We start from the raw sequence: 23,357 nt of genomic DNA on the forward strand, positions 1-23,357 counted from the left end.
GCGTGTTTTCCAAAGTCCTGATTGCCAACCGCGGCGAGATCGCCGTGCGCCTGGTGCGCGCCCTGCGCGACCTCGGCATCGCCAGCGTGGCCGTGCATGCGCGCGACGACGCCTCGGCCCTCCACGTGCAGCTGGCCGACGTGGCGCTCGCGCTCGACGCGACCGGGCCCGCGGCCTACCTCGACATCGGCGCGCTGATCGCGGCCGCGAAAGCGCAGGGTTGCGACGCGGTGCATCCGGGCTACGGGTTCCTCAGCGAGCGCGCCGACTTCGCGCGGGCCTGCGCCGATGCGGGGCTGGTGTTCATCGGGCCCACGCCCGAGCAGCTCGCGCTCTTCGGCGACAAGGCGCGCGCGCGCGAACTGGCCACGCGCTGCGAGGTGCCCGTGATGCCCGGCAGCGCGGGCGCGGTGACGCTCGCGCAGGCGCAGGCCTTCTTCGCCGAGCAGCAGGCGCAGGGCGCGGGCGTGATGGTCAAGGCCATCGGCGGCGGCGGCGGGCGCGGCATGCGCGCGGTGCACGAGGCGGGCGAGCTGGCCGAGGCGCATGCGCGCTGCATGTCGGAAGCGCGCGCGGCCTTCGGCATCGAGGGCGTGTACGTCGAGCGGCTGATGCGCGATGCACGCCACATCGAGGTGCAGGTGCTCGGCGACGGCCAGGCGGTGGCCAGCCTCGGCGAGCGTGAGTGCACCTTGCAGCGGCGCTTCCAGAAGCTGGTGGAGATCGCGCCCAGTCCCTCGCTGCCCGAGGCGCTGCGCGCGCAGCTCACGCAGGCCGCGCTGCGCATGGCGCGGGCCGTGGGCTATCGCGGGCTCGGCACCTTCGAGTTCCTGGTCGACGCGGCCTCGGCCACGCTGCCCTTCGTCTTCATCGAGGCCAACCCGCGGCTGCAGGTCGAGCACACGGTGACCGAGGCCGTGACCGGGCTCGACCTGGTGCAGCTGCAGATCGCGGTGGCGGCCGGCGAATCGCTGGCCGCGCTCGGCATCGAGGCCGACCGCACTGCGGCGCAGCGCGGCTTCGCGCTGCAGTGGCGCATCAATGCCGAGACCCTCGATGCGCAGGGCCACGCGCGGCCCTCGGGCGGCACGCTCGCGCGCTTCGAGCTGCCCGCCGGGCCCGGCGTGCGCGTCGACACGCACGGCTATGCGGGCCTTGCGCCCTCGCCGCACTACGACACGCTGCTGGCCAAGCTGATCGTGCATGCGCCCTCGGCGCGCTTCGCCGATGCGCTGCGCCGCTCGCTGCGTGCGCTCGACGAGTGCCGCATCGAGGGCATCGCCACCAACCTGCCGCTGCTGCACGCGATCGCCGCGCGGCCCGAGTTCGCGACGCAGGCGGTGCACACGCGCTTCGTCGAGGCGCACCTGGGCGACCTGCTGGTGGCCGCAACGGCCTTCGAGAAACGCGCGAAGGAGATCGCGCCGGTCGTCGCGCAGACGGCCGGCCCCGTGATCGATGACGTGGACGATGGCCTCACGGTCAAGGCCCCGATGCCCGCGAAGCTGGTGCAGTTCGAGGTCGCGGTCGGCGACGTGCTGCCCGCGGGCGGGCAACTCGGCGTGCTCGAGGCCATGAAGATGGAGCACCTGCTGCATGCGCCCACCGCGGGCCGCGTGGTGGCGCTGCTGGCCGCGCCGGGCGACTACCTGGTCGAGGGCCAGTCGCTGCTGCGGCTGGAGGCGGTCGACGCGCAGGCCGTGGACACCGAGGCGTGCGCCGACCACGACGTCGACGCGATCCGGCCCGACCTCAGGAAGGTCATCGATCGCCATGCGTTCACGCTCGACGAGAACCGCCGGGCGGCCGTCGACAAGCGCCATGCTCAGGGCGGGCGCACCGCGCGCGAGAACATCGCCGACCTCTGCGACAGCGCGGCCGATCCCGGCAACTTCATCGAGTACGGCGCGCTCGCCATCGCGGCGCAGACGCGCCGCCGCACGCTCGAGGACTTGGTCGCGAACACGCCGGCCGACGGCATGGTGACCGGCATCGGCAGCATCAACGCTCGGCAGTTCGGCCCCGAGAAGTCGCGCTGCGCCGTGCTGGCCTACGACTACACGGTGCTGGCCGGCACGCAGGGCATGCGCAACCACCACAAGACCGACCGGCTGCTCGCGGTGGCGCACCAGCTGCGGCTGCCGGTGGTGCTGTTCGCCGAAGGCGGCGGCGGCCGGCCCGGCGACACCGACATGCCGATCGTGGCGGGCCTCAACAACCACACCTTCAGCCAGTTCGCCGCGCTCTCGGGCAAGGTGCCGGTGGTCGGCATCGTGCATGGCCGCTGCTTCGCGGGCAATGCGGCCTTGCTGGGCTGCGCCGACGTGATCATCGCGACGAAGGGCAGCAACATCGGCATGAGCGGCCCCGCGATGATCGAGGGCGGCGGCCTCGGCAGCTTCGCGCCCGAGCAGATCGGGCCGAGCAGCGTGCAGTCGCGCAACGGCGTGATCGACATCCTGGTGGAGGACGAGGCCGCGGCGGTCGCGGCCGCGAAGCAGTACCTGTCGTACTTCCAGGGCCCGGTCGCCGACTGGCAGTGCGCCGACCCGCGTGCCTTGCGCCACGTGGTGCCCGAGAACCGGCTGCGCGTGTACGACGTGCGCGCCGCGATGCGCGGCGTGGCCGACACCGGCTCGCTGCTCGAACTGCGCGCGGGCTTCGGCGCGGGCATCGTGACCGCGCTCGCGCGCATCGAGGGCAGGCCCGTGGGCCTGATGGCCAACAACCCGCACCACCTGGGCGGCGCGATCGACGTGGAGGCGGCCGACAAGTCGGCGCGCTTCATGCAGCTGTGCAATGCGCATGGCCTGCCGATCGTCTCGCTGTGCGACACGCCGGGCTTCATGGTCGGCCCCGAGATCGAGGCGCAGGCGCAGGTGCGCCATGTCTGCCGCATGTTCATGGTGGCCTCGCACCTGCGCGTGCCCTTCTTCGCGGTGGTGCTGCGCAAGGGCTACGGCCTGGGCGCGCAGGCGATGACGGCCGGCGGCTTCGACGCACCGGTGTTCACCGTGGCCTGGCCCACGGGCGAGTTCGGCGCGATGGGGCTCGAGGGCGCGGTGCGGCTGGGCTTTCGCAAGGAGCTCGCCGCGGCCGCCGAGGGGCCCGAGCGCGATGCGCTGTTCAAGCAGCTGGTGGCGCAGCAGTACGAGAACGGCGAGGCGATCCACATGGCGCAGACGCTGGAGATCGACGCGGTCATCGATCCCGCGCAGACGCGCGACTGGCTGGTGCGCGGGCTGGCCTCGGCCACGCGGCCCCACGAGGCGCCGGCGCCCTACGTAGACACCTGGTAACCAGGCGGCAGACCCTGTCGCGCGAAGTGGCACGGCGGCTCCGTACACTTTGGCGCTTTCGCTTGACGGGGCATGACGCTGGTTTCACAAGGATTCGCCAGGCGGGCGACGGGCATGTTGTGCCTGGCGCTGTTCGCCGTTTTCGCGCACGCCGCGCCGCCCTCGGAGGCGGCCGTGCCCGTTGCACCGGCCGCCGCCGAGCGCTGGATCGGCAGCTGGGCCGCCGCGCCGCTGGATTTTCGCCAGCTCGCGCCGTTGGGCACGCCGCCGCCGGTGGCGCCCGATGACCGTGCCTCCTCCGGCCTCACGCTGCGCCATCAGTTGCAGCCCAGCGTGGGCGGCTCGCGCGTGCGCGTGCGTTTCTCCAACCGCTTCGGCACCGTGCCGCTGCAACTGAGCGCCGCGACCGTGGCGCGTGGCACCGGTGGCGGCGCGATCTCGCCGACTTCGCTGCGGCCGCTGCGCTTCGATGGCCGCCCGGGCCTCGCGATCGCGCCCGGCGCCGAGGCCTGGAGCGACGGCATCGACTTCCCGGTCGAGGCCGGGCAGACGCTGGTGGTCAGCAGCTACTACGAGCGCGCCGCGCCGCTGTCGACGGTGCATCTGCAGCCGAGCAACGCCAGCTGGATGTCGAACGGCAACGCGGTGGCGGCGCCGCGCCTGCCCGATGCGCAGCGGATGCCGGCCAATGCCTTCGTGACCGGCGTCGACGTCTGGGCCGCTCGCGAGATCCGCACGGTGGTGGCCTTCGGCGACTCGATCACCGCGGGCGCGCTCGACGGCGAGGGCGGCGGCAATTCCTATCCGCACCAGCTGGCCACGCTGCTGCGCAGGAGTCCGGGCCCGGACGCCGCGCGCGAGGTGGCGGTGCTCAACCTCGGCATCGGCGGCAACCGGCTGCTGCATGGCGGCGCGGGCCGCAGCGGCCTCGTGCGCTTCGGCGACGACGTGCTGGGCCAGAGCGGCGTCACGCACGTGATCGTGCTGCTGGGCACCAACGACATCGGCCGCACCGCGTTCATCGGCCTGCCCGGGCAGGCGGTGGCCGCGAGCGAGATCCCCACGCCCGAGCAGTTGCAGGCCGGGCTGCAGCAACTGGTGCGGCAGGCGCGCGAGAAGGGCGTGAAGGTGCTGCTGGGCACCATTCCGCCGTTCAGCGGCTCGCCGTACGGCAACGAGCACACCGAGGCGCTGCGCGCCGCGGTCAATCGCTGGATCCGCGGCCGCCAGGACGTGGACGCGGTGGTCGACTTCGACGCCGCGCTGCGCGATCCGGCGCGACCGCTCGCGCTGCTGCCGGCCTACGACAGCGGCGACCATCTGCATCCCAATGCCGCGGGCCTCACGGCCATGGCCGGCGCGGTCGATCTGCAGGAATTGCGGGAATAGGCCTACGCGCGTCGGCGGCCGCCTGCAGGCGGCGCGCCGGGCGCCGCGTCACAGCTCTACACAAGATTTCGCGTGGCGCTTACAGGCGGTTCACAAGGCACCGGCAGCATGAAGGCTCCTCCAACAACTCATGGAGCCTAGCCATGAAGAAACTCGCAGCCATCGCTTTTTCCGTCGCCGCCACCTCGCTGTTCTCGGTGGGCGCGCTCACGCTGCCGACGGCCGCCCAGGCGCAGCCGGTGGTCACCATCCAGGTGCCTCCGCCGCCGCCGCGCTACGAGCGGGTGCCGCCGCCGCGCCGCGGCTATGTCTGGGCCCCGGGCCACTACGAGTGGCGTGGCGGCCGCCACGTGTGGACCAACGGCGTCTGGGTGCGTGCCCGCCCGGGCTACGCCTACCGCGCGCCCGAATGGCGCCAGGAGGGCGGCCGCTGGGCCTACAGCGCCGGCCGCTGGGACCGCGACGGCGACGGCGTGCCGAACCGCTACGACCGTCGGCCGAACAATCCGAACCGCAACTGACGCGGCCGGCATGAAAAAGCCCCCGGGGCGACCTGCGAAGGCCGCCCCGGGGGCTTTGTTCTTTCCGCGCGACGCCCGCTCAGCGGAACACGACCGTGCGATGCCCGTTGAGCAGCACCCGGTGCTCGCTGTGCCACTTCACCGCGCGCGCCAGCACCTGGCTCTCGGTGTCGCGGCCGCGGGCCGTGAGGTCCTCGACGGTGTCGGTGTGGTCGGCGCGCGCCACGTCCTGCTCGATGATCGGGCCCTCGTCGAGGTCGGCCGTCACGTAGTGGGCGGTGGCGCCGATCAGCTTCACGCCGCGGTCGTGCGCCTGGTAGTAGGGCTTGGCGCCCTTGAAGCTCGGCAGGAACGAGTGGTGGATGTTGATCGCGCGGCCGGCCAGGCTCTGGCACAGGTCGTTGCTGAGGATCTGCATGTAGCGCGCCAGCACCACGAGCTCGGCGCCCTCGGCCTCGATGATCTCGAGCTGCTTGGCCTCGGCCTGCGCCTTGGTCGCGGCCGTCACCGGGATGTGGTGGAAGGGCACGTTGTAGCTGGCGGCCAGCTGGTAGAAGTCGCGGTGGTTCGAGACGATCGCGCGCACGTCGATGGCCAGCAGGCCGCTCTTCCAGCGGAACAGCAGGTCGTTGAGGCAGTGGCCTTCCTTGCTGACCAGGATCACCGTCTTCATCGGCTGGGCGGCGGCCTGCAGTTGCAGGGTCATGCCGAAGCCCTGGGCGAAGGCGGCGAGCTGCTCGCGCAGCGCGGCCTCGCCATGCTCGGCGCAGGCGAAGCGCACGCGCATGAAGAACAGGCCCGTGTGGTGGTCGTTGTACTGGGCGGCCTCTTCGATGTTGCCGCCGCGCTCCAGCAGGAAGCCCGAGACGGCATGCACGATGCCCGTGCGGTCGGGGCAGGAGAGGGTGAGGATGTAGGCAGGGGTGGTGGTCATGGTCAGGGGCGTGATTGTCGCAGGGGTGCCAGAATGCCGTTCTCCCCGTCCGCCACGTCCCTTTTCCCCGGGGCGCCGGCCGTTCGGCGACGGGGCCTTCCACATCCCGACGAGACACACAGGAGCACGCGCATGGCCTACCAGGACTTCAACATGGACAACCAGTGGTTGCCCTTCACCCCGAACCGCCATTTCAAGAAGGACCCGCGGGTCTTCGTGGCGGCCGACGGGATGGAGTTCACCACCCACGACGGCCGCAAGGTGATCGACGGCATCTCGTCGCTGTGGTGCGTGGGCGCAGGCCACAACCGCAAGCCGATCAACGAGGCGATCAAGCAGCAGCTCGACACGCTCGACTACGCGACCGCGTTCCAGATCAGCAACGACAAGGCCTTCCGCGCGGCCGAGATGATCGCCGCGCTGGCCCCCGGCGACCTCAACAAGGTGCTGTTCTGCAACTCCGGCAGCGAAGCCGCCGACACCTCGATGAAGGTGGCGCTGGCCTACCACCGCGCGCGCGGCGAGGGCCACCGCAACGTCTTCATCGGCCGCGAGCGCGGCTACCACGGCGTGGGCTTCGGCGGCATGTCGGTGGGCGGCATCCCGGGCAACCGCAAGGTGTTCGGCTCGGCCTTCCTGCCGCGCGTGGACCACATGCGCTTCATCCACGACCCGGTCAACAACGCCTACATCCACAACCAGGAACCGGTGTGGGCCGAGGACCCGCTGGTCGAGCTCGAGACCCGCATCCTGCCGCTGCACGACCCGAGCAACGTGGCCGCGATCATCGTCGAGCCGGTGGCCGGCTCGGCCGGCTGGTACCTGCCGCCGCAGGGCTACCTCAAGCGCCTGCGCGAGATCTGCGACAAGCACGGCATCCTGCTGATCTTCGACGAGGTCATCACGGGCTTCGGCCGCATGGGCACCAACTTCGCGTCGGACTACTTCGGCGTGGTGCCCGACATGCTGAACTTCGCCAAGTGCGTGACCAACGGCGTGATCCCGCTGGGCGGCGTGATCTGCCGCGACAAGCTCTACGACGCGATGATGAAGACCGACGCGCCCGAGCACGTGGTCGAGTTCTTCCACGGCTACACCTACTCGGGCCACCCGGTGGCCTGCGCGGCGGCGATCGCCACGCTCGAGCTGTTCGAGAAGGAAAGCCTGTTCCCGCGCGCCGGCGAGATGGGCAAGCTGCTGGGCGACGCCTTCCACAGCACCTTCAAGGGCCTGCCCAACGTGATCGGCATCCGCAGCCTCGGCCTGGCCGCGGCGGTCGAGCTGGCGCCGATCGCGGGCGCGCCCGGCAAGCGGGCCTACAACGTGTTCCTCGACTGCTTCCACAAGGGCGCGCTGGTGCGCCCCGCGGGCGACGTGCTGGTGATCGCGCCGCCGTACATCGTCGAGAAGTCGCACATCGACACGCTGGTGAACACGCTGGCGGATTCGATCAAGGCGCACGCCTGATCCCAGGCCTTCCCCGCGGCCCGCAACGGGCCGCGGACGCGCCCCCGCCATGGGGGCGCGAGCCCCGATCGGCCCCAGCAAAGCGCACGAAATCGGGGCGGCCGCACTGTCTGGCCACCCAGTGCTCACCGCTGGTTTGTACGCATAGGTACTACTGGTTTCCGGAATATCCAGCCCCACGGGCCGATCCATAGCATCCACCTTCACAAAGAAGTAGCACTTTTCGTTTAGTGCTCTTCCTCCTGAAGGAGCCTGCCATGCCTCGTGCATCTCGTGTCCCCGTACCACGGTGCGCCGATCGTCGTCGTGGTGCGCACTGGGCCGCCACGGTGCACGTGGCCCTGGTGGTGGCGCTGCTGCTGGTGGCGGCGCCGCGCGCGCAGGCCAACAACGTCGGCGAGAACGCGGCCTGGCAGTTCCAGACCAGCACCGACAAGGTCAACCAGGCCGCGGTGCAGGACATGATCCGCAAGCAGAAGAGCGGCTACTACGCGGCGCCGGTCTACAACACCACGGTCGGGCGCCAGTACAACTGCAACGTCTCGGCGAGCTCGACCGGCAACGACGGCAACAACAGCACGGTCGCCAACTCGCCCTCCAACGCCGGCGCGCGCTCGGGCGCCACCGGCAACGACAGCAACAGCGCGGTCGGCACGCTCGGTGCCGCGGTGGTGGGGACCAACCAGGCCAACGCGGGCACGGTGGGATCGGCGGTCGTCGGCGGCACCAGCACGCAGGTGCAGGGCGCGGCCTGGCAGGCGCTGAACTCGGCCCAGGGCAACACCGGCGCGCAGACGGCGGGGGTGAGCGGCAGCGCCGCCTGTGCCTTCGGCGTGCTCAACTGAACGGAGGCGCCATGCACAGCATCTCGCCCCACCCCCGCCGGGCGGTCTTTCTCGCGGCGCCGCTGGCCGGCGCGCTGGTGCTGGCCGGCTGCACCTCCGCGCCGCAGCAGCGCTTCGCGCCCAACGAGGCACCGGTGGTGCTGGGGCCCTCGGTGCGCGACAACGTCACGCCGATGGAGCCGGTGCTGGCCTGCTTCGCCGACCACATCGCGGCCACGCGCCGTCCCGAGGTGGTGATCGGCGTGGGCGACGTGAAGGACTACACCGGCAAGTACAGCATCAACGAAGGCAACGCGATCACGCAGGGCGGCGCGCTGATGGTCTATTCGGCGCTCGGCAAGCTCGGCGGCGCGGTGCGCATCGCCGAGCGCTTCGACCCGGTGATCGCCGAGCGCGAGCTGGCCTACGCCGACCGCCGCCAGCTCGGCGACGGCCGCACGCACCAGCTCGGCGGCGGGCCCGGCGGCGGCGCGCAGGTGGTGCCGTGGCTGCCGTACTTCGGCGGCACGATCAACAAGTCCGACTACTTCATCGTCGGCGGCATCACCGAGCTCAACTACAACATCAACTCGGGCGGCGCCGAGGTGGCGGTGAACCAGGTCGGCGTGAAGGCGCGCACCTTCACCCAGTCGGTGGGCGTGGACCTGCGCATCGTCGACACGCGCTCGCTGATGGTGGTGCGCACCGTGAGCCTCACCAAGCAGTTCAACGGCTACGAGGTCGGGCTCAACGTGTTCCGCTTCTTCGGCAGCCGGCTCTACGACGTCGACATCGGCGCCAAGGGCCAGGAGCCGGTGCAGATGGGCGTGCGCGCGGCGCTCGAGGAAGGCGTGGTGCGGCTGATGGCCGCGGTCACGCAGGTCGACCATCGGCCCTGCATGACGCTGCGTCCGGGCGGCGGCGAGCAGATCCCGCTGGTGCCGGCCGAGCAGCTGCGCAAGGTGCAGAACCCGGCCGATGCCGGCGCGGCCGGCGGCGCGGCGGCGCCGGTGGTGCAGGCGAGCCCGGGCTTGGCCGTCAATGCCGCGGGCTCGGGCGGCGCGCGGCTGACCGGCGCCGCGCTGCAGGTGGCCTTCGACTTCGGCGCCACCGCGCTCGGCGGCAGCGCGCTGGCGCAGATCGACCAGGTCGCGGGCGCCGCGAAGAAGGGCGCCACCGACATCGTGCTGGTGGCGCGCGACACCGAGAACTGGGACGCGCGCAAGCGCGACGAGCTCACCGACCAGCGCATCGCCGCCGTGACCTCGGCGCTGGCCAACCGCGGCATCGCGCCGGCCGCGATCACGGTGCTGTGGCGGCCCGACGCGGCCGACACCTCGATCCACCGCGACGGCCCCGGGCTGCAGGAGATCGCGAAGCTGCGCATCGGCGCGCCGGTGGTGGGCAACGGCCCCGCGCCCGCCACGCCGCAGGGCGCCGCCACGGTCGCGCCCCTGCCCAGCGCCTCCGTCGCGCCCGCGCCGGCACCGACCGGCGACAGCGCGGTCGCCCCGGCCGGCGCCGCCAGCACCGCCGCCGTGCCCGACGCGGCCCAGACCGTCAGCGCGAGCGGCCCCGCGGCCGCCGCCAGCCCCGATCCCGCCGCCGCCCCCGGCCGCGGCAGCTGACACCCCCGTTCCCTCGGACCGTGCGCGCCCGCGAGGGCCGCCCGGTTCCCCTGCGTTCGTCCGTCCCTTTCGTCCACAACGTCTTCACACCAGGAGTCACGCCATGAAAGCTCGCAAGATCCGCAACCGGGGCGCCCGCAGGCCCGCCACCAGTCTCAGCCGCATCGGTTCCGCGGTCGCGGTCGCGCTGCTCGCCGCCGGCGCCGCGCAGGCGGCCGACACCACCGTGAGCAACACGCTCAACGGCTCGGTGTCGGGAACGTCGATGGCGAACTCGCAGCCCTCCAACACCAACGGCGTGACGGCGAGCATCACGGGTGCCGTCGGCGGCACCACGGTCAGCGGCACGCCGGCCAATCCGAATCCGATCGCGGCCAGCACCAGCGGCAACCTGATCGGCGCCAGCGCCGCCGGCAACGACTTCGCGAACGCGATCCAGCCCGCCTCGGGCAGCCCGGCCTCCACGCCGGTCGACAACGCGGCCTCGCTGGGCGTGGCCACCAACAGCGGTGCCATCGCCGCCGGCGTCGCCAAGAGCAAGCTCGCGGTCGAGCTCAACAACTTCACGAACGGCAGCGCGGCCGCCACCGACAACACGATCTCGGCCTCGAGCGTGATCAACAAGGGCAGCTCGCTGGTGACCGGCGGCGCGATGGCCGGCGCCAAGGGCATCACCGGCGGCGCGGCGCTGGTCTACCCGGGCGGCACACCGCTGTTCGACGCGCAGGGCAACATCGTCGTGACCTCGCTGCAGCTGGGCACCGGAGCGGCCTCGGGCGCGGGCCTGGCCAACAACAGGATCGACCTGGCGCTGACCTCGACGATGGCCAACACCGTGACCGCCGGCGCCACCCTCGAGCGCAACACGCTGTCGGCCACGCTGCGCGGCAACAGCGCGAGCAGCGCGGCCGAGATCCAGGCGGGCGCGGCGCCGAGCTTCGCGGGCTCGGCGGTGGTGTCGAACCTGCAGGCCAACGGCAACGGCATCCTCGCGGCGGTCACGCACGCGGCCGACAACTCCAACTCGACCGTGCAGGCGCTGGTCACCGGCGCACCCGCGGGCGTGGTCAACGAACTGCGCGGCTCGCTCTCGGTGCAGGGCAACACCATCTCGAGCGCCGCCACCGGCAACGAGGCACTCGCGGCCAGCGCCGGCAGCGCGGGCAACCGCATCGTGATGAACGGCGTCTCGGTCGCGGGCGCCGGCACCACGCCGGTGAACGACACCGTGCACGGCGGCACCGCCGTCACCAGCACCCTCAATGCCGACCTGGCCGTGCTCAACAGCCAGGGCAACCTGCGCTCCAGCGTGCTGGCGCAGACCGTCAACGGCCAGGTGCTCGCGGGCGTGCAGTCGATCGACGGCGGCAGCGTCACGCTCAAGGACAACAGCGTGAGCGCCGCGGCCACCGGCAACATCGCCTCGAGCGCGATCCTGCCCGGCACCACCGCGGCCAGCTTCGCGGGCACGGCAGGCATCTCGAACCAGCAGGCCAACACCGAATCGGCGGTGTCGGCGGTCGCCAACGGCACCATCGTCGCGGTGCAGACCGGCGACGCCACCGGCCAGACCAAGGCCAGCAGCGTGACCGTGGCGAACAACAGCGCGTCGGTCGCGGCGCGCGGCAACCAGATCAACCAGGGCCTGGCGCTCGACGCGAACACCGTGGCGCTGGGCAGCGACGCGGTGGCGCTCGGCGGCGGCACCAGCGCCGATGGCCGCGTGTCGGCCAAGGGCGCCGTCACCCTGACCAACCTGCAGGGCAACTACAACGCCAGCACCGTCACGGCGATCAACGGCACCTCCAAGGTCTGGCTGGTCGCGAACGGGCCGGCCACGGTGGCCGACAGCGGGCTGTCGCTCACCGGCAACCGGCAGGAGGCGGTGGCGGTCGGCAGCGGCGCCGCGAGCGACCTGTCGATCAAGGGCAATGCGGTCGGCACCGGCGCCGGCATCGCCAGCGTGCAGATGAACGATGCCACCTCCTCGACCGGCGCGGTGCTCAACGTGCCCGAGGCCCGCGTCGCGGTGGCCGGCAACCTGTCGGGCGGCTCGGCCACGGCCAGCGACAACCTGCAGCGCGCCATCGCCTACGGCAACTCGGCCACCAGCACGCTGGGCGTGCAGGCCGGCAACGTGACGGTGAACCCCTCCACGGACACGGCCTCGACCATCACCGCCAACCTCGGCAACAACCTGCCCTTCGACAACAGCCTGGCCACGCAGCCGGCGGTGAATGCCTCCTACGCCATCCTCGGCAGCCAGTCGATCCAGTCGACGGTCGGCGCCACGGCGGTCAGCGTGAATTCCATCGCGGCCACGGTGAGCGGCGACGTCGCGTCGGCCAGCCTCGGCAACGACCGCAACGCCTTCGTCGCCGCCAGCTATGGCAACGACGCGGCCAACGGCCTGAAGCTCGGCGCCAACCAGATCGCCTCGAGCGACTTCGCCTCGGTGGCCAACGTGACCAACGTGCAGTCGGTGGCCGGCGCCAACACCAAGGTCGAGGCCAACACGGTCGGCGGCAACGTGGTGCGCACGGTGGTCGACGGCGGCGTGCAGGACGCCTCGGTCTCGAGCAGCGGCAACACGACGCAGGCCCTGGCCTACGGCAGCCGCGCCACCGGCAACACGGTGGACGTGACGGCCACCTCGATCGGCACCGCGGGCCTGGTGCTCTCGGGCGCCACCGTGACCGGCGGGGTCGCGACCACCGATGCCTCGTTCAGCGTGCAGAACGCGCAGTCGGGACAGGGCACGGTGGCGGCCACGCGCAGCGGCGGGCCCGAGGTGCTGACGCAGTTCGGCACCGGCGGGGCGGGCGCGGGCGTCCACGACTCGAAGCTCGATGCCGACAACAACACCACCGCGGCCGCCGCGACCAGCAACAGCGCGGTCAACGGCGTGCGCCTCGCCGCGGCCGGCATCGCCACCACCACGGCGGTGCAGAACCTGCAGATCACCACGGCCAAGACCACCTCGCAGCTCGGGCTCGAGGGCGGCGCGCTGACCGACCAGGCCGGGGTGCAGCTCGCGGTCAGCGGCAAGGGCATCACCGATTCGCAGCTCTCGGTGGACGGCAACGCGGTGCGCGGCACGGCCACCGGCAACACGGCCGTCAACGGCATCGAGGTGAAGGGCAACGCCATCGACACGGGCGGCGTGCTGCCGGTGGCCGCGGCGGCCAACGCCGCGGTGCTGAACGGCGCGCTCGGCGACCATGCGCTGTCCAACGCGCAGCTGATGCTGAATACCGCGGCGATCTCGTCCAAGGCGGCCGGTGCCTTCGGCATCGGCACCGCGCCGGGCGGGGGGGTCGATGGCAGCACGCTCAGCGTGTCGAACAACGCCCAGAGCGCGAAGGCGGTGGCCAACAGCGCCAGCAACGACATCGCGCTGGCGGCCGGCAGCGTCTCGGCCACCTCGGCGCTGCAGTCGGGCCAGGCCAGCCTGGCGGCGGTGGAGGCGCGCTCGTTCGCGCAGGCCTACGCGCCGGCCTCGGCGTCGAATTCCTCGGTGACGATCTCGGGCAACGCCAACAGCGCGCAGGCCGTGGTCAACGACGCGACCAGCCGCATCGCCGTCGCGGCCGACACCACGGCCAACGCGATCCTGCCCACCCTGGTGCTGCAGACCGCCGGGCCGGGCGACGGGGGCACCGTCGCCATCCATGCGCTGATGAACCGCCAGTCGGCCATCACCTCGGCCAGCGCGACCGCCGACAGCGCGATCTTCAACGACGACCGCGCCGTGCCGGCCGGCCCGGGCGTGGTCGACAGCGCGGTCGCGATGTCGGGCAACCAGACGCTCGCCGAGGCGGCGGGCAACCGCGCGGGCAACGCGGTGTCGCTCACGGGCGGTGCCTCGCAGGGCGCCACCACCGGCCTGCTGAACTCCCAGCTCAGCGCCGCCGCCGTGAGCGGAATCGCCAACAACACGACCCGGCTGACCCCTGAACGGCACCACCGCGCTGATCGACAGCAGCGCCACGCTCGAGGGCAACGTCACCGGCGCGGCCGCCACCGGCAATGCCTCGACCAACAGCATCGAGGTGAAGGGCGGCGCCATCGCCACCGGCCTGGCGGGCTCGGCGCTGACCACGGCCGCGGGCTCGGCGGTGCTCGCGAGCGCCGACCATGCGCTGGTCAACGTGCAGGTGGGCGCCGGCCCGGTGGGCGCGATCGCCACCGGCAGCATCGGCATCGACACCCTCGGCACCGCCGCGGTGCAGGGCGCGACGCTGAGCCTGTCGGACAACCGTCAGAGCGCGCGCGCCGCCTCGAACACCACGGTCAACGCCGCGACGCTCTCGGGCGCCAACGTCGATGCGCGCGCGGTGGTCCAGTCGACGCAGGTCGGTCAGGCGCCGGTCACGGCCAGCTCGAACTCCGAGCTGTTCGCGCCGGCCGCATCCTCGGGCTCGTCGGTGCGGCTCTCGGGCAACACCAACACGGCGCTGGGCGTGATGAACGACGCGACCAACACGCTCGACGTGAAGGCGGCCAACCTGCAGCCGGCGGCGTCGACGGGCAGCGTGACGCTGTCGGAAACGGCGGCGGGCGGGCAGACGGCCACGGGCGACCACCTGGTGGCGAACCGCCAGGCCGCGGCGACCTCGGTCACCAGCACCGCCACCACCGCGATCTACAACGACGACCGGCTGGTGCCGAACACGGCGGGGCTGTTCAACGGCGCGGCGACGATCTCGAACAACAGCACGCTGGCCGAGGCCTCGGCGAACCGCGCGATCAACGCCGCCACGGTGGCGGGCGACGCGACGCAGGGGGCGAGCGTGGGCGTGTCGAACGCGCAGACCAGCAGCGCCACGGTGACCTCGTCGGCCGTCACGGCCGCGGGCGTGACCCTCGCGGGCAGCGATCCGCTCAACGCGGGCAGCGTGGCCCTCAACGGCAACACCACCTCGGCGCTGGCGCGCGGCAACGCGGCCACCAACCTGGTCGACTCGAGCGCGGGTGGCAGCTACGGCGGCGCGCTCCCCAACGGCAACGTGGTCTTCGTGGCTTCGCCGCTGGCGCTCAACCTCGGTGCCAGCGTGGGCGTGCTCAACAGCCAGACCAACAGCGGCGCGGTGAACGCGTCGAGCACGGGCACCAGCTACCAGGTGGCGCTCAACGCGACCGGCCCGGGCACGCTCAACGGCAGCGTCGGCGTCAACGGCAACACGCTGAGCGCGCAGGCCTTCGGCAACAGCGCCACCAACCGCGTGACGCAGACCGCGCTGAACACCGGCACGGCGAGCGCGGCGGTCGGCAACTACCAGGTCAACAGCGGCATGGTGTCGGCCACGGTGACGACGGTGAACTTCGGTGCCGGCGTGATGGGGCCGGTGGGCAGCAGCACGCTGCGCACCACCGGCAACCAGGTCACGGCCTCGGCCACCGGCAACTCGGCGACCTCGTCGATCCTGTCGCGCTGAAGCGGGCGCGGGCCCGCGGGCCCGCCGCATGAAGAAAGACGAAGGCCGCGGCCGGACGCTCGTCCTGCCGCGGCCTTCGCACGTCCGGATCGCTCAGGACTTCTTCGCCGGGCCCATCGACTTGCGGAGCTCCGCGCAGTAGTCCTTCTCGGGCAGCGGCGGCGTGCGCCAGGTGCGGTCGTAGCCGGGCGAGGTCGCCGTGGCATCGGGGGGCGCGGCGAGCAGGCGCACGGTCTTGAACGAGACCTCGTCGGGCAGGTGCTGCGCCACGCCGAGCTGGCGGTCGACATGGCCCGCACCCGCGATCAGCAGCACGGTGCGGCCCGGCTGGCGCGCCTTGACGATGGCCTGGGCCATGGCGCGGTCGCGACCGACCTGGATCCGGGTCATGGGCACGATCTGCGATTCGGGCAGCAGCTTGCAGTGGCCCTCGCGCACGGCGTCCTGCTGCGCGGTGTAGGCCTCGCCGTTGAGCTGCACGTCGAGCGAGACGTCGGCCATCGCGTCCTTCATGCGCGCGCGCGGCAGGTTGGCGCCGACCACCGGCACGCCGGCGCGCACCGCGGCCATCACGGCCGGACCGTAGTCGGCCCAGGGCCAGGCCTTGTCGTTCCAGCTCAGCGCGGTACGCACCTGGGCTTCGGTGGCCGCGGCCGGCAGGTGCGCGGTGCCGTTGCCTTCCTCGGCCATCTCGAGCGCCAGCGCGGCGAGCCGGCCGCGCGCGGTCAGCGCCTCGACCGTCTCGCGCTCGATCGCATGGTGTTCGGGGGCGTCGTGTTGCTCGCCGAGCAGCAGGGCGTCGGTGGGCAGCAGGGCCTCGACGCGGCGGGCGATGGGTGCGTCCGGGGCGTCGGCGCCACCGGGCCAGCCCGCGCAGCCGGCGATGAGGGTGCTGCCCAGAAGAGCAAGCAGGAGGGAGGAGACGGGCCGGTGCGCGAAAGACATCGCGCCATACTACGCAACGGCGCCGCGCGCGCTGCCGTCCTTTGCCCCTACCGCCTGTCCGTCCGTTCCGCGTGTCCCTTTCCTTCCCGGTCCGCGTGCTGGCCACGCTGCTGCTCGCCTTCGTGGCGGCCCAGATCTGCCTCGCGCTCCACACCCCGCTGCCCTGGATGATCGGCCCACTGCTGGCGGTGTCGCTGGCCTCGATCGCGGGTGCGCCCATGGCCAGCCACGTGCCGCTACGCAATGCCGGGCAGTGGACCATCGGCACCGCGCTGGGCCTGTATTTCACGCCGCACGTGGTCGCGCTGGTGGCCAGCGTCTGGTGGGCGATCGTGCTCGCGATCGCCTGGGCGCTGCTGCTGGGCTGGGGCTTCGGGCGCTGGCTCTACGGCCTGCATGCACCGCGCATGCCCCAGGTGCCGGAGCGTTCCATGAGAGCCACGACTTACTTCGCGGGCGCGATCGGCGGCGCCTCGGAGATGACCTTGCTGGCCGAGGCCAAGGGCGCGCGCACCGACCTGGTGGCCGCGGCCCACAGCCTGCGCGTGCTGATCGTCACGGTGACGATCCCGTTCGCGATGCAGTGGAGCGGGCTGCATGGGCTGGAGATCAGCCCGCCGAGCGCGCGCGAAGTGAACCCCGGCGGCCTCGCGCTGCTGGCCGTGGCCACCGGCGCGGGCGGTTTGGCGATGCGCGCGCTGGGCCGCACCAACCCGTGGTTCATGGGGGCGCTGCTGGTGGCGATGGGTTTCACCGTCGCCGGGCTGTCGCTGTCGGCGGTGCCGGGCTGGATGTCGAATGCCGCGCAGCTGCTGATCGCCGTGAGCCTGGGCGTGCGCTTCAGCCGCGAGTTCCTGCACACCGCGCCGCGCTGGCTCGGCTCGGTGACGCTGGGCACGCTGGCCATGCTCGTGGTGTGCGCCGGCGTGGCCTGGCTGCTGGCCTGGGCCACCGGGCTGCATCCGGCCACCATGATCCTCGGCACCTCGCCGGGCGGCATCGCCGAGATGTCGATCACGGCCAAGGTGCTGCAGCTCGGGGTGCCGGTGGTGACGGCGTTCCAGGTCTGCCGGCTGGTGGCGGTGCTGCTGCTGGTCGGGCCGATGTTTCGCTGGATCTACCGGTAGAAGCCAAAGAAAAAGCGCCCCGCGGGGCGCTTCGTTGCTGGCACGGGACTCGGCTCAGTGCACCAGAAGCGGCGTCTGCGCCAGCTCGGCGTAGCCCTCGAGCGTGTCCTCGACCTCTTCCTGGGTGGGCGTGTTGAGCTGCCAGGCCGCGATCTGCTGGCGGAACAGCTCGGCCCAGGAACCGTCGAGGTAGAGCTCCTTGCCGGAACGCTTGTCGACGATCTCGAAACCGTGGCGCTCGAGCACCGGCACGTTGGGTTCAGCCGGAACTTCGCCTTCGTTCGGCTGCACGTGCACGACGACGAAGGAATCCGAGTCGTAAAGCATGTTCATGGCGGGGCCTGTGAGGATGTCGAGGGCGTTCATGAGGGTTACATAGCAATCAACGCGCCAGTTTCAAGATGGGTTGTCGTGTTGCCATTAAAACGTTTGGATGACTGGTTTTTCGCATCAACCGGGGGGCGTGGCGGGTAGGGGTTTGCGCAATCGGGCGTCAGCGAAGTCGCCATTCGGCTCGGTCTGGAGGATTCGCACCGGCAGATAGCCGTAGGCCGGGGCCAGCCAGAGTTCGACCTTGCGGTCGAAAGGCTTGCGCGGATCGCGCGTGAGCTTGCGCGCCAGGTACTCGCCGGCCGGCAGGCTCAGTTTTTCCTCGTCGCCGACCACGAACACCCAGACGTCGGCGTCACGCGCTCCCACGGTCTGGATCGCGATCCGGGTGCCGGCCGGGTAGCGCTCGGGGCTGGCCGCCAGCAGGCCGCCGAGCTGCATCATGACGCTCATGCGGTCCTGCGCGCCGGGCTTCAGCGGCACGGTGGGGGCGTTGTTGCTGAACACCACCTCGCCGCGGTCGCGCGCGAAATGCGAGGCCTGCTCGGATCTCCGGCTTTCGGAATAACGCTCGGGCTCCAGTCCCGAAGGGCCGATCACCCCGGTGCTGTGCCAGTTCAGCAGTGTGAAGAACGTGGCCTTGAGGGTCAGCCGGCCGTCGTAGCGGGTGCCATCCTGAAGCCAGACCAGTTCGCCGAAGAAGCCGCTTTGCGGCGCGGCTCCACGTTGACCGACGGCATCGAAACTCAGCGTGACCGAGCCCGGAATGCGCAGCGACTGGGTGCCGGCCATCGTGGTGGGCGCTTCGCCGGCGCCGGCGGCGGGCGCGCTGCCCGGCGTGGCCGACGGGGCGGCGGCCGCGCTGGCGGGCGGCTCGGGCGTGGGTGCTGCTCCTGAATCGGGAGCGGCCTGCGCCACCAGGTCGGGCGATTCCGGGTCCTTGGGCGCCATGGCCTCGGGCGTTGGGTCGGGCGAGGGGGCGGCCGCCGCGGGGACCGGATCGGGCTTCGGCCGCGGCGCATGCACCGCGCGCGGCCGCAGCGGCCTGGTCGCCGCGGGCGGGGCGGTCGCGGCCGGTGGTGGTGGCGCCGCCGCGGGCGTTTCGGCCACCGGCGGTGCGATCACGATGGTGCGCGTGCTGAACTTGGTGATCGGCGACGCGGGCTCGGCGCCGAGGCCGGCCGGCGCGAGGCCCAGCAGCGCCATGTGCGCGAGCGCCACCAGCAGCGTCAGCAGCGCCAGCGCCCGCCACGAAGGCCGCCAGGGCGCCGCGGAGGAGGGTGGGGAGGCGACGGTCGTCGGCATGGAGGGTGGAGTGGGCGCCGCGGCCGAGGTTCATCGGGGCCACCTCGGTACACTGCCGCCCGTCCAACCAGTTTAGGGGAGCGGCGCGCGGCCCGGCGCGGCGCCCCGTCGCCTTTTTCCCAGCACCGCACCATGAAACTCGCCACCCTCAAGGACGGCTCGCGCGACGGCCAGCTCGTCGTCGTGTCGCGCGACCTCACGCTCGCCCACTACGCCACCGGCATCGCCCACCGCCTGCAGCAGGTGCTCGACGACTGGGGTTTCATGGCGCCGCAGCTGCAGGACCTGTATGCCGCGCTCAACGCCGGCCGCGCGCGCCACGCCTTTCCCTTCGACCCCGCCCAGTGCATGGCGCCGCTGCCGCGCGCCTACCAGTGGGCCGACGGCTCGGCCTACCTCAACCACGTCGAGCTGGTGCGCAAGGCGCGCAACGCCGAGGTGCCCGAGAGCTTCTATCAGGACCCGCTGATGTACCAGGGCGGCAGCGACGACTTCCTCGGCCCGACCGACGACGTGGTCGTGCCCAGCGAGGCCATGGGCATCGACTTCGAGGCCGAGATCGCGGTCGTCACCGGCGACGTGAAGATGGGCGCCACGCCCGAGCAGGCGCTCGACGGCATCCGCCTCGTGATGCTGGCCAACGACGTCAGCCTGCGCAACCTGATCCCGGCCGAGCTCGCCAAGGGCTTCGGCTTCTTCCAGAGCAAGCCCGCCACCGCCTTCAGCCCCGTGGCCGTGACGCTCGACGAGCTCGGCGAGGCCTGGGCCGGCGGCCGCGTGCACCTCGCGCTGCAGAGCAGCTGGAACGGCCGCAAGGTCGGCCTGTGCGAAGCCGGTCCCGAGATGACCTTCCACTTCGGCCAGCTCATCGCCCACGTCGCCAAGACGCGCAACGTGCGCGCCGGCAGCATCGTCGGCAGCGGCACCGTGAGCAACAAGGGCGTGGAGAAGAACGGCCGCATGGAATGGCCGCGCGGCTATTCGTGCATCGCCGAGAAGCGCTGCATCGAGACCATCCAGGACGGCGCGCCCTCGACCGAGTTCATGCGCTACGGCGACACCATCCGCATCGAGATGAAGGGGCTCGACGGCCGCTCGATGTTCGGCGCGATCGACCAGGAGATCGTGGCGCCGGGCGGGCGCGCGAAGGCGGCGGCGGACGAGGCCGCGAAGCCCGCGCCGGTGGCGGTGCCCGACGACGCGGCCGAGGCGCAGGCCTCCGAGGACTGAACGGCCCGCCTCACTGCGCCGCGGGCCAGCCGCGCAGCAATTCCTTCTGCGACCGTATCCCCAGCCGCCGGAACGCCCGGTACTGATGGGTGCGCACGGTCGTGAGCTCGACGCCGATCTCGCGCGCCGCCTCCTTCGCGGTGCGCCCGGCCATCAGATGGCCGATGACCTCGCGCTCGCGCAGGCTCAGCGTGAGCAGCCGCGAGGCCAGCGCCGGTGCCGTGGCCTCGCGTGCGGCCACGGCGCTGCGGCCGTGGGCGGTGGTGGCGTCGGCCAGCAGGGTGGCGTGGCGCTCGATGACGGCGAAGTCGCCGGCGCCGAACTCGGGCTGCGCCAGGCTGCGGTAGAAGCTCACGGCCACGCGCTGGCCCGTGGGCAGCAGCAACAGCACCGAAGCGCGCTCGCGGATGCCGACGTCGCCATAGCAGGCGGCGCGGTAGGCCGGATCGGCCACCTCGTCGCCGAGCTGGTGGCCCAGCCACAGTTGCGCGCGCCGCGGCAGCTTGCGCGCGGCCAGCCAGGCCATGTTGGGATCGAGCAGGTCGAAGCGCTGCGCGACGTAGCGCTCGGCCGTGCGCTCCGCCGTGCTGCCGTAGCTGCTGGCGGCCGAGACGGTCTCGATGCGGCCGCTGGCGCCGACCGCGAACACGGTGCAGAAGGTGACCGGCATCACGCGCTGCATCGCGGCGAGGTAGCTGGCCGCGAGGTGCGGCGTGCCGACGCCGGCGAGCACGTCGCCGACCACGCCGGCCGACAGCGTGGCCTCGGGCGCGGCGGGAAGGCGCCAGCGTTTCATGGGGCAGGGAAGGGGTGAGGGATCCGGGTAAACACTTCGTACGAAGTTATGACAATGCGGCGCCGGGCGCGTCGGGACAATCCCGGGCATGAACCGCCCCGTTGCTCCCTCGAACCCAACGCCCGTTGCTCCGGCCGCGCGCCCCGGCGACGCCGCCGGCGGACCGCTGCCGCCGCCAGCGGCCGGCCTGCCGCCCTCGGTCGGCGCCTTCGACTACACGCGCTACCCGGTGCGCCTGCCCGCGCTCGCGGCCGACGGCCTCGAGGCGGTGGCGAGCGGCAGCCATCCGGTGGTGATCGCGGGCGGCGGCCCGGTCGGCATGGCGCTCGCGCTGGGGCTCGCCAACCACGGCGTGCGCAGCGTGATCCTCGAGGCCGACGACACGGTCTGCGTCGGCAGCCGCGCGGCCTGCATCTCGCGCCGCAGCTTGGAGATCATGGCGCGGCTGGGCGTGCTGCCGGCCTTCCTGGCCAAGGGCCTGCCGTGGACCGGCGGGCGCAGCTTCTACAAGACCGAGGAGGTGTTCCGCTTCGAGATGCCGCACGACGCGCGGCAGAAGCTGCCGCCGATGATCAACCTCGAGCAGTACTACGCCGAGCACTACCTGCTCGAGGAGATCGAGCGCCGCAACGCCGCGGCGCCGGGGCTGATCGACATCCGCTGGGGCACCGAGCTCACCGGCCTGTCACAGGACGACGCGGGCGTGCTGCTCGAGGCGCGCAACGCGCAGGGCGAGTACCAACTGCGTGGCCAGTGGCTCGCGGCCTGCGACGGCGGCCAGAGCTTCGTGCGCAAGGCACTGGGCCTGGCGCTCGAGGGCACGGGCTACGAAGGCCGCTACGTGATCATCGACATCGAGCTCAGGAGCGGCCATCCGACCGAGCGCCGCGCCTGGTTCGACCCGCCATGGAACCCGGGCTCGACCGTGCTGATGCACCGGCAGCCCGACGACATCTGGCGCATCGACTACCAGCTGCGCGCCGGCCAGAGCACCGAGGAGGCGCTGCAGCCGCCGGCCGTGGCCGAGTTCGTGCAGCGCCACCTCGACGCGATCGGCGAGGGCCACCTGCCGTGGAAGACGGTCTGGACCTCTGTCTACCGCGCCGGCGCGATGACGCTCGCGAGCTACCGCCACGGCCGCGTGCTGTTCGCGGGCAACGCGGCGCATGCGATGCCGATCTTCGGCGTGCGCGGCCTCAACTCGGGCTTCGACGATGCCGACAACCTGGCCTGGAAGCTGGCCTTCGTGGCGCGCGGGCTGTCGGATGCCGCGCTGCTCGACAGCTACTCCACGGAGCGCATCGCCGCCTTCCACGTCAATGCCGAGAACGCGATGCGCAGCACCGAGTTCATGTCGCCGCCCTCGCGCGGCTTCGACCTGCTGCGCGAGGCCGCGCTGTCGCTGTCGGGCGTGCACCGCGGCATCGCGCAGCTGATCAATCCGCGCCAGACGCAGGCGGTGCGCTACGACCATTCGCCGCTGTCGAGCGCGGACGGCGACGCGCTGCCCGCCGGCCCGCTGCCCGGCGAGGCGATGCCCGAGCAGCAGCTCGCGCAGGGCCATCTCACCGACCGGATCGGTGCGCGCTTCACGCTGCTGGTGCTGCAGCCCACGCACGGTGCCGCCATCGAATTGCCGGCCGACGACATCGCACGGGCGCAAGAGGGCCCCCTGCCGTTCGCGCTGTGCACGATCGCGGCCGACGGCCCCGCCGATGCCCATGCCGACGCGCGGGTGTTCGACGCCCTCGGCGCGCGCGAGGGCGCCGTCTACCTGCTGCGCCCCGACGGCCACGTGGCCGCGCGCTGGCGCCACCTGAGCGCGGGCGCGCTGCCGCGCGCGCTCGAACGCGCGGCCGCCGCCGTGCAACTGGAGACCCTCGCCGCATGACCACCGCACTTCCCACCCTGGCCCCCGAGGCCCGCGACCGCCTCTACGCCGACTGCGCGAACGCCATCAGCGAGGCCGGCACCGAGCGCGAATCGCTGTTCCTCGCGCGGCTCGCGCTGCTGCTGTTCGAGCAGGTCGGCGACGAGGCGCGCTGCCGCGCCGCGCTGGCCGACGCGCTGCATGCGCTGCCCGTACCATCGCTGTCCGCAACCGAATGACAACCTGGAGATGAC

At 72.2% G+C, this 23,357-nt stretch carries 16 protein-coding genes; 11 read left to right on the forward strand and 5 right to left on the reverse strand.

Annotation, left to right across the window (positions count from 1 at the left end; all coding sequences use genetic code 11):
• The first annotated feature begins 2 nt into the window (after nt 1-2).
• From ACHMXE_RS14425 to ACHMXE_RS14435, 3 genes are all read left to right on the forward strand, one after another.
• Nucleotides 3-3,299: a carboxyl transferase domain-containing protein gene (locus tag ACHMXE_RS14425; protein ID WP_395349862.1), complete on the forward strand. Its 3,297-nt coding sequence runs from the start codon at nt 3-5 to the stop codon at nt 3,297-3,299.
• 114 nt (nt 3,300-3,413) lie between these two features.
• Entirely contained in the window at nt 3,414-4,688 is a 1,275-nt protein-coding gene (locus ACHMXE_RS14430) for an SGNH/GDSL hydrolase family protein (protein WP_395349864.1), read from the forward strand.
• A gap of 143 nt (nt 4,689-4,831) precedes the next feature.
• Nucleotides 4,832-5,209, forward strand: a complete 378-nt coding sequence (locus tag ACHMXE_RS14435; RefSeq protein WP_203203073.1) for a YXWGXW repeat-containing protein — start codon at nt 4,832-4,834, stop codon at nt 5,207-5,209.
• A 79-nt stretch (nt 5,210-5,288) separates the two neighbouring features.
• Here the strand turns inward: ACHMXE_RS14435 and purU are convergent, their stop codons facing one another.
• Nucleotides 5,289-6,143: a formyltetrahydrofolate deformylase gene (purU, locus tag ACHMXE_RS14440; protein ID WP_203203072.1), complete on the reverse strand. Its 855-nt coding sequence runs from the start codon at nt 6,141-6,143 to the stop codon at nt 5,289-5,291.
• Nucleotides 6,144-6,275: 132 nt separating this feature from the next.
• On the opposite strand from purU, the gene ACHMXE_RS14445 reads away from it, so the two are divergent.
• From ACHMXE_RS14445 to ACHMXE_RS14460, 4 genes are all read left to right on the forward strand, one after another.
• On the forward strand, nt 6,276-7,610 hold the full coding sequence (locus ACHMXE_RS14445) for an aminotransferase class III-fold pyridoxal phosphate-dependent enzyme (RefSeq protein ID WP_395349868.1): 1,335 nt from the start codon (nt 6,276-6,278) through the stop codon (nt 7,608-7,610).
• A 257-nt stretch (nt 7,611-7,867) separates the two neighbouring features.
• Entirely contained in the window at nt 7,868-8,455 is a 588-nt protein-coding gene (locus tag ACHMXE_RS14450; protein ID WP_395349870.1) for a hypothetical protein, read from the forward strand.
• Between the two features lie 11 nt (nt 8,456-8,466).
• Entirely contained in the window at nt 8,467-10,062 is a 1,596-nt protein-coding gene (locus tag ACHMXE_RS14455) for a CsgG/HfaB family protein (RefSeq protein ID WP_395349872.1), read from the forward strand.
• 103 nt (nt 10,063-10,165) lie between these two features.
• The gene (locus ACHMXE_RS14460; protein ID WP_395349874.1) at nt 10,166-15,532 is read left to right on the forward strand and encodes a hypothetical protein; all 5,367 of its coding nucleotides are present in this window, start codon (nt 10,166-10,168) and stop codon (nt 15,530-15,532) included.
• Nucleotides 15,533-15,593: 61 nt separating this feature from the next.
• Here the strand turns inward: ACHMXE_RS14460 and ACHMXE_RS14465 are convergent, their stop codons facing one another.
• Nucleotides 15,594-16,445 (reverse strand): ChaN family lipoprotein, encoded by an 852-nt coding sequence (locus ACHMXE_RS14465; RefSeq protein WP_395349875.1) that lies wholly within the window; start codon nt 16,443-16,445, stop codon nt 15,594-15,596.
• A gap of 71 nt (nt 16,446-16,516) precedes the next feature.
• Here ACHMXE_RS14465 and ACHMXE_RS14470 point away from each other — a divergent pair, with 71 nt between their 5' ends.
• Nucleotides 16,517-17,572 (forward strand): AbrB family transcriptional regulator, encoded by a 1,056-nt coding sequence (locus ACHMXE_RS14470; RefSeq protein ID WP_395349878.1) that lies wholly within the window; start codon nt 16,517-16,519, stop codon nt 17,570-17,572.
• Nucleotides 17,573-17,626: 54 nt separating this feature from the next.
• Here the strand turns inward: ACHMXE_RS14470 and ACHMXE_RS14475 are convergent, their stop codons facing one another.
• Nucleotides 17,627-17,905: a DUF3567 domain-containing protein gene (locus tag ACHMXE_RS14475; RefSeq protein ID WP_057597632.1), complete on the reverse strand. Its 279-nt coding sequence runs from the start codon at nt 17,903-17,905 to the stop codon at nt 17,627-17,629.
• Nucleotides 17,906-18,022: 117 nt separating this feature from the next.
• Complete coding sequence (locus ACHMXE_RS14480) at nt 18,023-19,207, reverse strand: DUF3108 domain-containing protein (RefSeq protein WP_395349880.1); 1,185 nt, start codon at nt 19,205-19,207, stop codon at nt 18,023-18,025.
• Between the two features lie 132 nt (nt 19,208-19,339).
• Between ACHMXE_RS14480 and ACHMXE_RS14485 the strand changes: the two genes are divergently transcribed.
• The gene (locus tag ACHMXE_RS14485) at nt 19,340-20,437 is read left to right on the forward strand and encodes a fumarylacetoacetate hydrolase family protein (protein WP_395349882.1); all 1,098 of its coding nucleotides are present in this window, start codon (nt 19,340-19,342) and stop codon (nt 20,435-20,437) included.
• 10 nt (nt 20,438-20,447) lie between these two features.
• Here the strand turns inward: ACHMXE_RS14485 and ACHMXE_RS14490 are convergent, their stop codons facing one another.
• Nucleotides 20,448-21,233, reverse strand: coding sequence for a response regulator transcription factor (locus tag ACHMXE_RS14490; RefSeq protein WP_395349883.1), 786 nt, complete (start codon nt 21,231-21,233; stop codon nt 20,448-20,450).
• A gap of 88 nt (nt 21,234-21,321) precedes the next feature.
• Between ACHMXE_RS14490 and ACHMXE_RS14495 the strand changes: the two genes are divergently transcribed.
• Together ACHMXE_RS14495 and ACHMXE_RS14500 are read left to right on the forward strand one after the other, a co-directional pair.
• Nucleotides 21,322-23,124, forward strand: coding sequence for an FAD-dependent monooxygenase (locus tag ACHMXE_RS14495; protein ID WP_395349884.1), 1,803 nt, complete (start codon nt 21,322-21,324; stop codon nt 23,122-23,124).
• A complete protein-coding gene (locus ACHMXE_RS14500) occupies nt 23,121-23,342 on the forward strand; it encodes a hypothetical protein (protein ID WP_209542871.1) in 222 nt (73 codons plus the stop codon). Before ACHMXE_RS14495 ends, ACHMXE_RS14500 begins: the two co-directional genes overlap by 4 nt.
• The last annotated feature ends 15 nt before the right edge of the window (nt 23,343-23,357 follow it).

Source organism: Variovorax sp. UC122_21, from assembly GCF_044056785.1.
Lineage (GTDB): Bacteria > Pseudomonadota > Gammaproteobacteria > Burkholderiales > Burkholderiaceae_C > Variovorax.